Origin of the sequence: Promicromonospora kroppenstedtii, assembly GCF_044389675.1 — a bacterium.
Lineage (GTDB): Bacteria > Actinomycetota > Actinomycetes > Actinomycetales > Cellulomonadaceae > Promicromonospora > Promicromonospora kroppenstedtii.
This window is the reverse complement of record NZ_JBIRYI010000009.1, coordinates 99000-113161: the sequence shown is the minus strand read 5'-3', so window position 1 is coordinate 113161 and position 14162 is coordinate 99000. Positions and strand designations below refer to the sequence as shown.

Genomic DNA, 14162 nt, shown 5'->3' with positions numbered 1-14162 from the left:
GCGGTGTGAGGGGTTGCCCGCAGCATCTGTGCCGCAGATCAGGTCGCGCATTCTCAAAGCCCAGGTGAAACTGAAAAAGATGGCCACCGAGGACGCACTCGTCAGGCTGGGACGGCACCTCCGCCGAGGGGAGGTGTCCGAGGACCTGCGCCGGCTGTACCTGGAAGGGGGTCGGGGCGGCGACTCGTTCTACCGGGACCGGTGGTCGCACGACAAGGTGGTCCGCTCCACGCACGGTGTGAACTGCACGGGGTCCTGCTCGTGGAAGGTGTACGTCAAGGACGGCATCATCACGTGGGAGACCCAGCAGACGGACTACCCGTCGGTGGGCCCGGACTCCCCCGAGTACGAGCCGCGCGGCTGCCCGCGCGGGGCCGCGTTCAGCTGGTACACGTACTCGCCCACCCGGGTGCGCTACCCGTACGTGCGGGGCGTGCTGCTGGAGGCGTACCGGGCCGCGAAGGCCCGTACCGGGGACCCGGTGCACGCGTGGGCCGAGGTCACGGGTGATCCCGCCGTCGCGAGCGCGTACAAGCGGGCGCGTGGCAAGGGCGGCCTGGTCCGGGCCACGTGGGAGGAGGCGGCGGAGATCGTCGCGGCGGCCCACGTGCACACGATCAGGGAGCACGGGCCGGACCGCGTCGCCGGGTTCTCGCCGATCCCCGCGATGTCGATGGTCTCCCACGGGGTCGGGGCCAGGTTCGTGCAGATGCTCGGCGGCACCATGCTCAGCTTCTACGACTGGTACGCCGACCTGCCCGTGGCGTCCCCGCAGGTGTTCGGCGACCAGACGGACGTGCCGGAGTCGGCGGACTGGTGGAACGCCGCCTACCTGATCATGTGGGGCTCGAACATCCCCGTGACACGCACGCCGGACGCGCACTTCATGACCGAGGCCCGGTACCGCGGCCAGAAGGTCGTGGTGGTCTCCCCCGACTACGCGGACAACACGAAGTTCGCCGACGCGTGGCTCGCCCCGCACCCCGGCACGGACGGCGCGCTCGCCCTGGCGATGGGCCACGTGATCCTGCGCGAGTACCTCGTGGACCGGCGCACCGAGCGGTTCGCGGCCTACCTCAAGCAGTACAGCGACTCGCCGTTCCTGGTGCGGCTGGACCCCGTGCCGTCGTCCGGTGCGGGGCAGCACGCGGCGGACGACGGCGAGGAGGCGTACGTCCCGGGCAAGTTCCTGACGGCGGCCGACCTGTCCGACGACCTCCTGCCCGGCGTGGCCACCGAGGCCAACTCGCACTTCAAGCCCGTGCTCCTCGACGCCGACGGCTCGCCCGTGGTGCCGAACGGCACGCTGGGCCACCGCTACGGCGACGCCGACGAGGGCCGCTGGAACCTGGACCTGGGCGACGTGGACCCGGCGTTGAGCCTCGCTGATCTGCAGGGGGTCTCGACAGGCTCGGCCGGCGAAGGACCGGTCGAGTCCGTCGCCGTCGCCCTCCCCCGCTTCGACGTGGTCCCCGGGCCCGACGACGACGCCCACACCGGTGGCAAGGGCGTCGTCGTGCGCGGCGTGCCGGTGCGGCGCGTCGGCGGACACCTGGTGACCACGGTGTTCGACCTGATGCTCGCCCAGTACGGCGTGGGCCGGCCCGGGCTGCCGGGCGACTGGCCCGCGGGCTACGACGACCCCGCGCCCGGCACCCCTGCGTGGCAGGAGGAGATCACGGGCGTCCCCGCGGCCGCCGCGGCGCGGATCGGGCGGGAGTTCGCGCAGAACGCCGTCGACTCCGACGGCCGGTCGATGATCATCATGGGCGCCGGTACGAACCACTGGTTCCACTCGGACACGATCTACCGCGCGTTCCTGGCGCTGACCACGATGACCGGCTGCCAGGGCGTGAACGGCGGCGGCTGGGCGCACTACGTGGGCCAGGAGAAGTGCCGCCCCGTGACGGGCTGGGCGCAGTACGCGGGCGGGCTCGACTGGGTGCGGCCGCCGCGACAGATGATCGGCACGGCCTTCTGGTACCTGGCGACCGACCAGTGGCGGTACGACGGTCTGCCCGCCGACACGCTGGCCTCGCCGCTGGCGCCCGGCCGGTTCGCGGGCCGCACCACCGCGGACACCCTGGTGGAGTCGGCGCAGCGCGGCTGGATGCCGAGCTACCCGACGTTCGACCGCAACCCGCTGGACCTCGCCGACGAGGCCCGGGCGGCGGGCAGGCCGCCCGCCGAGCACGTGGTCGACGAGCTGAAGGCGGGCCGGCTGCGGTTCGCCGTCGAGGACCCGGACGACCCGGCCAACTTCCCGCGCGTGCTGACCGTGTGGCGGGCCAACATCCTGGGGTCGAGCGGCAAGGGCAACGAGTACTTCCTCAAGCACCTGCTGGGCACCGACTCCGCGGTGTTCGCCGAGGAGTCCGCACCGGAGCGGCGTCCGAGCAGCATGGCCTGGCGCGACGAGGCCCCGCGCGGCAAGCTCGACCTGCTGGTCACGATGGACTTCCGGATGACGAGCACCACGCTGTTCTCCGACGTCGTGCTGCCCGCCGCGACCTGGTACGAGAAGCACGACCTGTCCTCCACGGACATGCACCCGTTCGTGCACGCGTTCAGCCCGGCCATCGACCCGCCCTGGCAGACCAAGACCGACTTCGCCGCGTTCCACGCGATCGCGCGGAAGATCTCCGCGATGGCGATCGACCACCTGGGCGTGCGGCACGACGTCGTCGCCTCGCCCCTCGCGCACGACACCCCCGACGAGATGGCCGTGCCCCACGGCACGCTGACCGACGCCGACGTGCCGTTCCGCGAGCGGCACCTGGTGCCGGGCGTGAACATGCCCAAGATCGTGGAGGTCGAGCGGGACTACCCGGCGTTCGCCGCCCGGATGGCCGCGCTCGGCCCGCTGACCGACGGCGTCGGCATGGCCACCAAGGGCGTGCCGTTCTCCCCCGACGCCGAGGTGCGCCGCCTCGGCGAGGTCAACGGGCTGGTCCCCGACGGTCCCGTGGCCGGACGGCCGCGGCTGGACCGCGACACGCACGCGTGCGAGGCGATCCTGGCGCTCAGCGGCACCACCAACGGCCGCCTCGCGGTCCAGGGGTTCGAACGCGTGGAGCGCCGCACCGGGCGACCGCTGGCCGACCTGGCGCGCGAGGACGAGGGCCGGCGCATCACGTTCGCCGACGTCCAGGCCCGGCCCACCCCGGTGATCACCTCGCCCGAGTGGTCCGGCAGCGAGCACGGCGGACGCCGGTACAGCGCGTTCGTGGTCAACGTCGAGCGGCTCAAGCCCTGGCACACGCTGACCGGGCGGCAGCACTTCTACCTGGACCACGACTGGCTCGTGGAGCTCGGCGAGCAGCTCCCGGTGTTCCGCCCGCCGCTGGACATGCACCGGCTCTTCCCGGACTCCCCGTCGCTGGCCGAACGTGCCGAGACCGGCGCCGAGGTCGTCGTCCGCTACCTCACGCCGCACTCGAAGTGGTCCATCCACTCCGAGTACCAGGACAACCTGTTCATGCTGTCGCTCTCGCGCGGCGGGCCGAACATCTGGATGTCCCCGGGCGACGCCGCCCGCATCGGCGTCGCGGACAACGAGTGGGTCGAGGCCGTGAACCGCAACGGCGTCGTCGTGGCGCGGGCCGTGGTGAGCCACCGCATGCCGGAGGGCACCGTCTACATGCACCACGCGACCGACCGCACCGTGGACGTGCCGATCGCGGAGGCGTCAGGGCTGCGCGGCGGCATCCACAACTCGCTGACGCGGATCCTGCTCAAGCCGTCCCACCTGGCCGGCGGGTACGCCCAGCTCTCCTACGCCTTCAACTACCTGGGGCCCACCGGCAACCAGCGCGACGAGGTGACCGTGGTCCGGCGTCGCAGCCAGGAGGTGCGCTACGAATGACCGAGCGGCGACACGCAGGACGAGGAACGAGTCCGGAGCGGAGCGCGACCACATGAAGGTCATGGCCCAGATGTCGATGGTGATGAACCTCGACAAGTGCATCGGGTGCCACACGTGCTCGGTGACCTGCAAGCAGGCGTGGACCAACCGGTCCGGCATGGAGTACGTCTGGTTCAACAACGTGGAGACCCGCCCCGGGCTGGGCTATCCGCGCACGTACCAGGACCAGGACGAGTGGCACGGGGGTTGGGTCCGGACGAGGCGGGGCCGGCTCAAGCTGCGCGCGGGCGGGCGGCTGAAGAAGCTCGCGACCATCTTCGCCAGCCCCAAGATGCCGTCCATCCAGGACTACTACGAGCCCTGGACCTACGAGTACGACATGCTGCTGTCCGCGCCGCAGGGCGCGCACACCCCGGTGGCACGACCGAAGTCCCTGCTCACGGGCAAGGACATGAAGATCGAGTGGTCGGCCAACTGGGACGACGACCTCGCCGGGTCCACCGCGACGATGCAGGACGACCCGGTGCTGAAGCACATGAGCGAGCACGTCGCCGAGGAGCTCGAGCAGACGTTCATGTTCTACCTGCCGCGCATCTGCGAGCACTGCCTCAACCCGGCGTGCGTGGCGTCCTGCCCGTCGGGGGCGATGTACAAGCGGGCCGAGGACGGCATCGTGCTCGTGGACCAGGATGCCTGCCGCGGCTGGCGGCAGTGCGTCACCGGCTGCCCGTACAAGAAGGTCTACTTCAACCACAAGACCGGCAAGGCCGAGAAGTGCACGCTCTGCTATCCGCGCATCGAGGTGGGCCTGCCCACCGTCTGCTCCGAGACGTGCGTGGGCCGCCTGCGCTACCTCGGCCTCGTGCTGTACGACGCCGACCGGGTCACCGAGGCCGCGTCCGTCGAGGACGAGCACGAGCTCCTGGCGGCCCAGCGGTCGGTGTTCCTCGACCCGGACGACCCCGAGGTGGTCGCCGCCGCACGCCGCGAGGGCATCCCCGAGGACTGGATCGAGGCCGCCCAGGCGTCCCCGATCTGGAAGCTGATCAACGACTACGAGGTGGCGCTGCCGCTGCATCCCGAGTACCGGACGCTGCCCATGGTCTGGTACATCCCGCCGCTTTCGCCCGTCGTCGACGTCGTCGCGAGCTCCGGGAACGACGGCGAGGACCCCCGTACGCTCTTCGCGGCCATCTCGAAGCTGCGCATCCCGCTGGAGTACCTCGCGGGCCTGTTCACGGCCGGTGACACCCGGCCCGTCGAGCGGGTGCTGCGGCGGCTGGCCGCCATGCGCTCCTACATGCGCGACGTGAACCTGGGCAACACCCCGAACGAGTCGACCGCGAGCGCCGTCGGCATGACCGGCCCGCAGGTCGAGGAGATGTACCGGCTGCTGGCGATCGCCAAGTACGACGACCGGTACGTGATCCCGACGGCGCACGCCGAGCAGGCCCGCGACCTCGAGGAGATCGCGTGCTCCCTGGACTACGAGGGCGGTCCGGGCATGGGCGGCGCGGGGCCGCTCGGCGAGTCGTCGGGCCCGCCGGTCCCGGTCGCCGTGGAGAACTTCCACGCGCTGTCGTCCCGGCAGACCGCCGACTCCCCGAACGGGCCGTCCACGCCCGGCCGGGTCAACCTCCTGAACTGGGACGGCAACGGGCGACCGGACGGCCTCTTCCCGCCGGAGGACGAGGGGAAGGCGTCATGAGCCTGTCGTTCCTGCCGCGTCCGGTGCTCCGCCGTGGCGCCCGCTCGGTCTCCGGGGGCGAGCGGCTCGCCCCGGTCCCCCTGTCCGACGGCGACCGGAGGCTGGCCCACATGGCGGCCTCCCTCCTGCTGGCGTACCCCGACGAGCACGCGGTGCGGGCCGCGCACGAGGTGCGCGCCGCCGTCGGGCACCTGCCGCAGCCCGTGGCCGGGCGCCTGACCGGCCTGGCCACGGCCCTGACCGACGGCGACCTCGCGGCGCTCCAGGCCGCCTACGTCGCGACGTTCGACCTCAAGCGGCGCTGCACGCTCTACCTCTCGTACTACGCGGCCGGCGACACCCGCCGCCGCGGTGCCGCGCTGCTTCGGTTCGCCGAGGCGTACCGCGCTGTCGGCTGGGAGGTCACCCGGGGTGAGCTGCCCGACCACCTCGGCAGCGTGCTGGAGCTCTCCGCCCGGGCCGACGGCGACGGCGCCCGCATCGTCGGCGCGCTCCTGGCCGCCCACCGCGACGGCATCGAGGTGCTCCGGCAGGCGTTGGCCGCCGAGAGCTCACCGTGGGTTGCGGCGGTGGAAGCGGTCTGCCTCACGCTGCCGCCCGTCGACGCGCGGACGCTGGAACGCGTGGCGGCGCTCGTCGCGGAGGGCCCGCCCGCCGAGCTGGTCGGGCTGACCGGGCTGCCGGGCTTCGGGGCGGACGGCGAAGGAGGCGTACAGCCATGGAGGTGATGCTCTGGGTGGTGCTGCCGTACGTCACCTTCGCCGTGCTGGTCGTCGGGTCGGTGTGGCGGTACCGGTACGACCGGTTCGGCTGGACCACCCGCTCGTCCGAGCTGTACGAGAAGCGGCTGCTGCGCATCGGGTCGCCGCTGTTCCACATCGGGCTGCTCGTGGTGACCCTGGGGCACCTCGCCGGCCTGGTGATCCCGGCTACGTGGACGGCGGCGGTCGGCATCCCGGAGGACGTCTACCACCTGGTCGCGGCGCTGGCCGGGTCGGCGGCGTCCGCCGTGCTGGTGCTCGGGCTGCTCATCCTGATCTACCGCCGGCGGGCCACGAGCGCCGTGTTCCTCGCGACGACCGTGATGGACAAGGTCATGTACGCGATGCTCGCGCTGTCGGTGCTGTCCGGGGCCTGGGCGACCGCCACCACGCAGCTCGTGACCGAGCACGGGTACGACTACCGGGAGACCATCTCGCCCTGGTTCCGCTCGCTCTGGTACCTCCAGCCGCAGCCCGAGCTGATGGCCGGGGTGCCCGTCGCCTTCCAGGTGCACATCGTGGCCGCGTTCCTGCTGTTCGCGCTGTGGCCGTTCACGCGGCTCGTGCACGCGTTCTCCGCCCCGGTGCCGTACCTGTTCCGGCCGTACGTCGTGTACCGCTCGCGCGACGAGGGGCGTGCCGCTCCCGGCGGGTCCGGTTCGCACCGCCCCCGTCCCGGGTGGGAGCCGCCCACCGGACCTGCCAGGAGGAGCTGAGATGGCGCAGGCACCACCCAGCCGGGCGAGCCGGCGGACCGAGGCGAGCGGGACGTCGTCGGCGGGCGTGCAGCTGGCGCTGGCCACCGTGGGCTTCGCGGTGAACTTCTGGGCATGGGCGCTGATCAGCCCGCTCGGCAAGGCGTACGGGGTCGAGTACGCGCTGACGGACCTGCAGCAGTCGGTGCTCGTCGCCGTGCCCGTGCTGGTCGGGTCCGTGGGGCGCGTCCCGGTGGGGGCGCTGACCGACCGGTTCGGCGCGCGGACGATGTTCCCCCTGGTCAGCGCGCTGACGATCATCCCGGTGCTGTTCGTCGGGCTGGTCGCCGACTCGTACGCGGCGCTGATCGTGGGCGGGTTCCTGCTGGGGCTGGGCGGCACGACCTTCGCGATCGGCGTGCCGTTCGTCAACGCGTGGTTCGCGCCCGAGCGGCGGGGTACCGCGCTGGGGATCTTCGGCGTCGGGATGGGCGGCACGGCGATCTCGTCGTTCACGACCGTGCCGCTCGCCGACGCGTTCGGGCGCTGGGCGCCGTTCGTGCTGGTCGCGGCGATCCTTGCGGTCTTCGCGGTGGCCTCGTGGTTCCTGCTGCACGACGCTCCGGGCCGCACCTCGGGCGCCGCCGGCGGCATGCTGGCGCGCACCTGGTCCATCCTCAAGCTGCCGGCGACCCTGCAGCTGTCCTGGCTGTACGCCGTGGGCTTCGGCGGATTCGTCGCGTTCAGCGTGTACCTGCCGACGTTCCTCGCCAACGCCTACGACCTCGAGGCCGCCGACGCCGCCACCCGCACCGCCGGGTTCGTGGTGCTGGCCGTGGTGATGCGCCCGGTGGGCGGGATGCTGTCGGACCGGCTCGGGCCGGTGAACGTGTCGGTCTGGTGCTTCGCCGCGGTGACGCTGCTGGCGGCTGTCGTGGCGTTCAAACCAGGGCTCGTCCCGGTGGGCACCATCGCGTTCCTGGGGCTCGCGGCGGCGCTCGGGGCGTCGTCGGGCGCCACGTTCGCGCTGGTGGCGAAGGTCGCGCCCGCGGACAAGGTCGGCGGGGTGACCGGCGTCGTCGGGGCCGCCGGCGGGCTCGGCGGGTTCGTGCCGCCCCTGGTCATGGGCGCGGTCTACCAGCTCAACGGCGACTACGGCGTGGGGTTCGCGCTGCTGGCGGCGACAGGGCTGGCCACTCTGCTGTTCACGCTGGGACCGGTACGGCGGGGGGCGCGGGGCTGAGCACCGGTTCCCGTACGCTCACAGGGAAGGGTGCCGGGTTGTGAGGCACAGGTAACCCCGACAGAACCCTGTTCGCATAGCGTCGTCCCATGGAGTCCGGGTTGCGGAGCGTCACGGAGCACGTCGAGCGCGTCGTCGCGCTGGTCGCGCCGCTGCCCGCCGTCCGGCTCGACCTGGTGGACGCCGACGGCGCGACCCTCGCCGAGGACCAGCACGCCCACGCCTCCGTGCCGCCGTTCGTGAGCGCCGCGATGGACGGTTACGCCGTCCGGCTGGCCGATCTCCCGCCCGACGGCGCGCCCGTGACGCTGCAGGTGACGGGAGACGTCGCGGCCGGCGCCGCCGACGGGACCGGGATCGGACCGGGGCAGGCCGTGCGGATCATGACCGGCGCCCCTCTCCCGTCCGGAGCCGACGCCGTGGTCCCGGTGGAGCACACCTCGACCGGCCGGTTCGTCGCGGGCACGCCGCGGGCCGAGTCCTCGGTGAGGCTGGCCCGGCGGGCGCGGGCGCACGTCCGGGCGGCGGGCGAGGACGTGGCGCGGGGCGAGCTGCTCGCGCGCGCCGGGACCGCCGTGACGGCGGCGACGGTGGGCGCCCTGGCGGCGTCCGGCACGGTGCGGGTTCCGGTCCGACGGCGGCCGCTGGTCGCCGTGATCTCGACGGGCGCGGAACTGGTGCCGGTCGGCGAGACGCTCGGGCCGGGGCAGATCACGGACTCCAACGGCCCGATGCTCGCGGCGGCGGCCCGGGCGGCGGGGGCCGACGTCGTCCGCCTGGGGCCCGTGCCCGACGATCCCGGGGCGCTGCGGGCGGCGCTCGACGCGGCTGTGCAGCCGGTCGGCGACCCTGCGATCCGGCCCGAGCCCGGCGCGGGCGCCGACCTGATCGTGACCGCGGGCGGAGTCTCGGCCGGTGCTGCGGACGTGGTGCGGGAGGTGCTGGCGGCGGCTGCGTCGGCGTTGGGCGGCGTAACCGACGCCGACGTCGCCACGGTCGCGATGTCTCCCGGCAAGCCGCAGGCGCTGGCGCGCTGGCGCGGCGTCCCCTGGCTGGCACTGCCCGGCAACCCGGTGGGTGCCTACGCGTCGTTCGAGCTGTTCGTGCGGCCGGCGATCGACCTCCTGCGTGGCCTGCGGGGCGCGGGCAAAGACCTCCTCGGCCGCACATGCCTTTCCCTCCACGCGGCCACGGCGTGGTCCAGTCCGGCGGGCCGGCTCCAGGCCCTGCCCGTCCGGCTGGTCGACGGCGCGGTCGAGCCCGCCGGATCGCACCATTCGCTGTCCGCGCTCGCCGCGGCGGACGGCCTCGCCCTGGTGCCGCCCGATGTCGAGAAGGTGCGCGCGGGCGACGTCGTCCAGGTCCTGATGCTGCGATGACCAGGACCGTTCCCCGGATCAGGTACGACGCCGTCGTGCTCGCGGGCGGCCGGGCGGCGCGGCTGGACGGGACGTCCAAGGCAGGGCTCGTGGTGGGCGGGACCCGGCTCCTCGACCGTGCGCTCGCGGCGAGCGCGCGGGCCCGGCACGTCGTGGTGGTCGGGCCGCCGGAGCTCGCTAAAGCACTCCCGGTGCGCGATCCGGCGTCGGGGTACGCGGGACCCGCACCCATCCTGACCAGGGAGAACCCTCCGTTCGGCGGACCGGTGGCGGGACTCGCGGCCGGGCTGCGGGCGCTGCCGGACCCGGGCGCACCGTGGGTGCTGCTCCTCGCCGTCGACGTGCCGGGCGCCGCCCGGGCGATCGTGCACCTGGAGGAGGCCGTTTCACGTGAACCCGTGGACGGCGCCTACCTCGTGCACGAGGGCCGGGCCCAGTGGCTGGTCGGGCTGTACCGGCGCGCGGCCCTCGACGGCGGGCTGGACAGGGTCGAGACGGACGGTGCGCCGATGAAGCGCCTGGTCGGCGCGCTCCGGTGCGCCGAGGTCCCGGACCCGGCAGGCTGGAGCGACGACATCGACACCCCTGCCGACGTGGCCCGATACCGGAAAGACGAGAGATGACAGACCTCAAGCAGTGGATCTCCGACCTGGAGTCGGAGCTCGGCCTCCCGACCGGCACCATCGACATGAAGAAGGTCCTGGACCTCGCCCGGGACGCCGCCCACGCCGTCGAACGCCCGGCGGCCCCGCTGACCACCTACGCCGTCGGCTATGCGGACGGGCTGGCCGCGGCCGGTGCGCTCGTGGCCGAGCCGGACCCCACGCAGAAGGCGACCGAGCTGGCTGCCCGCTGGACCACCGACTGACCTTCGCGCGAGGTGGCGGGCGGTGTCAGTGGTGCCGCCTATCGTTGGCGGTATGGACCGGAACAGGCTCGAGTTCGCGGTGGTCAGCACCGCGATCGGCGAGTGCGCGCTCGTCTGGAACGAGGACGCGGAGATCGTCGGCTCGACGCTGCCGCACGGCAGCTCCGACCAGCTCCGCGCCGCCGTACGGGGCTGGTACCCGGGCGCCGTCGAGGCCCCGGCCGACCCGGTCGAGGCCGCGGTCGAGGGACTGAAGCACCTGCTGGAGGACGGCGAGGGGGACCTCGCGGAGATCCACCTGAACATGAGTGCGGTGCCCGACTTCGACCGCCGGGTGTACGAGATCGTGCGCGCCATCCCGCCGGGCGAGACCCGCACCTACGGGGAGGTCGCGACCGAGCTGGGCTCGCCCGGCGCCGCGCAGGCTGTTGGCCAGGCGATGGGCCGCAACCCGTTCCCGCCGATCGTGCCGTGCCACCGGGTGCTGGCCGCGGGCCGCCGCGTCGGCGGATTCTCGGCCCGCGGCGGCCCCCGCACCAAGATCCGCATGCTGGAGACGGAGGGCGTCTACCTGGAGCAGCCCACGCTCTTCGACCTGTGAGCGTGGGCCGCGCCAGGCGTGGTCAGCGGATGAGCGTGGTCATCGACTTGGACACGGCTTTGGTGGTGTAGCCGGCACGCGAACCGGTCACGACTACGGAGACCCGCTTTCCCTTGGCTGAGCTCGGCACCTTGAAGAAGGAGCGAGTCGCGCCCTTGACCAACCTGCCGTCTGCGGTAGTGGTGCGACACTGTCCTGCGTGCCAGACGCCCCCTCCCACCCCCTCCTCGACGTGCTCCTCGCCGGTGGCGCGCGCGCGGAACGGCTGACGGCGTCGCGCACCTTCGCGGAGCGCACCGCGCAGCACGCGGACTGGCCCGAGTGGGCCGACGCGACCGTCGTCCAGGGGTACCGGAAGCTCGGCGTCGACCGGCCGTGGACGCACCAGGCCGAGGCCGCCGACCTCGTCCACCGGGGTCGGCACACCGCCCTGGCCACGTCGACGGGTTCGGGCAAGTCGCTCGCGTTCTGGCTGCCCGCGCTCTCGGCGGTCCGGACCGCGGCGGCCGCCGCCACGCTCGACCCGGGCAACATCGCGTCGGCGCACGTGCGCCCCACGACCATCTACCTCAGCCCGACGAAGGCACTGGCCGCCGACCAGCTCAGCGCGCTCGAACGCGTGCTGGACGCAGCCGGCACGCGCGACGTCCGCGTCGCCACCTGCGACGGCGACACGTCCCGCGAGGAACGCTCCTGGGTGCAGGACCACGCCGACGTCGTGCTCACCAACCCCGACTTCCTGCACTACGCACTGCTGCCCAATCATCGTCGCTGGTCAAGGCTGCTGAAGGGGCTGCGTTACGTCGTCGTGGACGAGGGGCACGCGTACCGCGGCGTCTTCGGCGCGCACGTCTCGCTCGTGCTCCGCCGGCTCGCGCGCCTCGCGGCGCGGTACGGCGAGGGCTCGCCCACGTTCGTCGTCGCCTCGGCGACGACGGCGGAGCCCGCCGTCAGCGCGGCTCGCCTCATCGGCGTGCGGCCCGACGACGTCGCCGCCGTCACCGAGGACGGCTCCCCCTCCGGACGCCGCACGGTGCTGCTGTGGCAGCCGCCGGAGATCGCCTCCTGGCGGGCGCCGGTCGACGGCGGCGAGAACGGCGCCGAGATCGGCAGCCTGCACCGAGATCGGTCCAGCGACGAGCCGAGCTCGATGCGACGTGCCGATCTCACGCAGCCCGACCCCTGGGCCCTGCCCGGCGCGGACGGCGAGGCCGAGCCCGTCGCGACCACCGCCCCGCCGGAGCATCCCCGCCGGTCGGCGACGGCCGAGGTCGCCGACCTCCTGGCCGACCTCGCCGAGGCCGGTGCTCGCACCCTCGCATTCACCCGGTCACGGCGGGGCGCGGAGTCGGTTGCCCAACAGGCACGCGACCACCTGCGGCACTCCGCGCCCGAGGCCGGCCGCCGGATCGCGGCCTACCGCGGCGGCTACCTCCCGGAGGAACGCCGCGAGCTGGAGCAGGCGCTGCGCACGGGCGACCTGCTCGGCCTGGCGACGACCAACGCGCTCGAGCTCGGCGTGGACATCTCCGGCCTCGATGCCGTGCTCATCGCCGGCTGGCCCGGCACCCGCATGTCGCTGTGGCAGCAGGCGGGGCGCGCCGGCCGGGCCGGCTCGGACGGTCTGGTCGCGTTCGTCGCCCGCGAGGACCCGCTCGACACCTACCTCGTGACCCACCCCGAGGCGGTGTTCGACGCCCCGCTGGAGGCCACGGTGTTCGACCCGTCGAACCCGCACGTCCTGGCACCGCACCTGTGCGCGGCGGCCCAGGAGGCGCCGCTGCGGTCCGAGGACCTCACCGACTTCGGCGACCCCGCCCACGTGCGCGGCATCCTGGACGTGCTGGTCGCGCGGGGCGCGCTCCGGCGTCGGACCTCCGGGTGGTACTGGACCCACCACCAGCCCGCCGCCGGTCTGACCGACCTGCGCGGCGCGGGCGGCACGCCCGTGCGCGTGGTGGAACAGGGCACCGGCCGGATGCTCGGCACGGTCGACGCCGCCTCGGCCGACGGCCAGGTGCACGACGGCGCCGTCTACACGCACCAGGGCACCACCTACGTGGTGGCGCACCTCGACCTGGCAGACCACACCGCCGTCGTGCAGCGCAGACGGCTCGACTACGGGACGTGGTCACGTTCGGTCATGTCGGTGGCGATCGAGGGCTGGGACGACGCCGACACCACCGGAGCGCAAGAGGGCGACGGCGTCCCGGACGACGGCCCCGGCCGCGATCTGGTCACCCGGGAGTGGGGGCCGATCACCTGGGGCCTCGGTCCGGTGGAGGTGACGTCGCAGGTGGTGAGCTTCCAGCGGCGCCGCGTCCCGGACATGCAGGTCCTGGGGACGGAGCAGCTTGAGCTGCCCGAGCACACGCTCGGTACGGTCGCTGTCTGGTGGTCCGTCCCGGAGTTCGTGCTGCGCGCTGCGGACATCTCCCCCGAGCAGACGCCGGGCGCCCTGCACGCCGCGGAGCACGCGTCGATCGGGCTGCTGCCGCTGCTGGCGACGTGCGACCGCTGGGACCTCGGCGGGGTGTCGACCGAGCTGCACCCCGACACCGGCGAGGCCACGGTGTTCGTCTACGACGCCTATCCGGGCGGCGCGGGCTTCGCCGAGCGAGCCTATGACCTGGGCGCCGCCTGGCTGCGGGCGACCCGGGACGCCATCGCCGCCTGCCCCTGCGCCGACGGCTGCCCGGCGTGCGTGCAGTCGCCGAAGTGTGGCAACTACAACGCGCCGCTCGACAAGGACGCCGCGGTGCGACTGCTGGACGCTGTGCTGTCCCACGACCCCCGCTCGTGAGGGCTACTCGCCCAGCCGCTTGAACGGGGTGGTGGAGAAGACGACCTCGACCGCCACACCGAAGTACTCCGCGATACGCAGCGCCAGGTAGAGCGACGGGCTGTACTCGCCCCGCTCGAGGTAGCCCACTGTCTGATAGTGCACTCCGAGCGCGTCGGAGAGCTCCCGCCGCGAGATGCCGCGTTCGGCCCGCAGCATCGCTATGCGGTTGTGGACGACATCGGGCTGCTCCCCCACCT

General features: G+C 73.3%; 11 protein-coding genes. 10 read left to right on the top strand and 1 reads right to left on the bottom strand.

Going from position 1 to position 14162, the window contains the following annotated elements; translation table 11 throughout:
- Positions 1 to 79 precede the first annotated feature (79 nt).
- From ACH47X_RS15730 to ACH47X_RS15685, 10 genes are all read left to right on the top strand, one after another.
- Entirely contained in the window at positions 80 to 3865 is a 3786-nt protein-coding gene (locus ACH47X_RS15730; protein ID WP_397405528.1) for a nitrate reductase subunit alpha, read from the top strand.
- Between the two features lie 52 nt (positions 3866 to 3917).
- Entirely contained in the window at positions 3918 to 5573 is a 1656-nt protein-coding gene (gene narH, locus ACH47X_RS15725; RefSeq protein ID WP_397405527.1) for a nitrate reductase subunit beta, read from the top strand.
- The gene (narJ, locus tag ACH47X_RS15720) at positions 5570 to 6301 is read left to right on the top strand and encodes a nitrate reductase molybdenum cofactor assembly chaperone (RefSeq protein ID WP_397405526.1); all 732 of its coding nucleotides are present in this window, start codon (positions 5570 to 5572) and stop codon (positions 6299 to 6301) included. The genes narH and narJ overlap by 4 nt, the downstream gene beginning before the upstream one ends.
- The gene (gene narI, locus ACH47X_RS15715) at positions 6292 to 7050 is read left to right on the top strand and encodes a respiratory nitrate reductase subunit gamma (RefSeq protein WP_397405525.1); all 759 of its coding nucleotides are present in this window, start codon (positions 6292 to 6294) and stop codon (positions 7048 to 7050) included. The genes narJ and narI overlap by 10 nt, the downstream gene beginning before the upstream one ends.
- A gap of 1 nt (position 7051) precedes the next feature.
- Positions 7052 to 8272, top strand: a complete 1221-nt coding sequence (locus tag ACH47X_RS15710) for a nitrate/nitrite transporter (protein WP_397405524.1) — start codon at positions 7052 to 7054, stop codon at positions 8270 to 8272.
- Between the two features lie 89 nt (positions 8273 to 8361).
- Positions 8362 to 9651, top strand: a complete 1290-nt coding sequence (locus ACH47X_RS15705) for a molybdopterin molybdotransferase MoeA (RefSeq protein WP_397405523.1) — start codon at positions 8362 to 8364, stop codon at positions 9649 to 9651.
- The gene (locus tag ACH47X_RS15700; protein WP_397405522.1) at positions 9648 to 10274 is read left to right on the top strand and encodes a molybdenum cofactor guanylyltransferase; all 627 of its coding nucleotides are present in this window, start codon (positions 9648 to 9650) and stop codon (positions 10272 to 10274) included. The genes ACH47X_RS15705 and ACH47X_RS15700 overlap by 4 nt, the downstream gene beginning before the upstream one ends.
- Positions 10271 to 10519, top strand: coding sequence for a DUF6457 domain-containing protein (locus ACH47X_RS15695; RefSeq protein ID WP_036958986.1), 249 nt, complete (start codon positions 10271 to 10273; stop codon positions 10517 to 10519). Before ACH47X_RS15700 ends, ACH47X_RS15695 begins: the two co-directional genes overlap by 4 nt.
- Positions 10520 to 10571: 52 nt before the next feature.
- Positions 10572 to 11120, top strand: a complete 549-nt coding sequence (locus tag ACH47X_RS15690; RefSeq protein ID WP_397405521.1) for a methylated-DNA--[protein]-cysteine S-methyltransferase — start codon at positions 10572 to 10574, stop codon at positions 11118 to 11120.
- Positions 11121 to 11319: 199 nt separating this feature from the next.
- Entirely contained in the window at positions 11320 to 13923 is a 2604-nt protein-coding gene (locus ACH47X_RS15685) for a DEAD/DEAH box helicase (protein ID WP_397405520.1), read from the top strand.
- A gap of 3 nt (positions 13924 to 13926) precedes the next feature.
- On the opposite strand, the gene ACH47X_RS15680 is transcribed toward ACH47X_RS15685, so the two are convergent.
- Positions 13927 to 14160 carry a helix-turn-helix transcriptional regulator gene (locus ACH47X_RS15680; protein WP_397405519.1) on the bottom strand — a complete coding sequence of 78 codons (234 nt, stop codon included), beginning with the start codon at positions 14158 to 14160 and terminating at the stop codon, positions 13927 to 13929.
- Positions 14161 to 14162 lie beyond the last annotated feature (2 nt).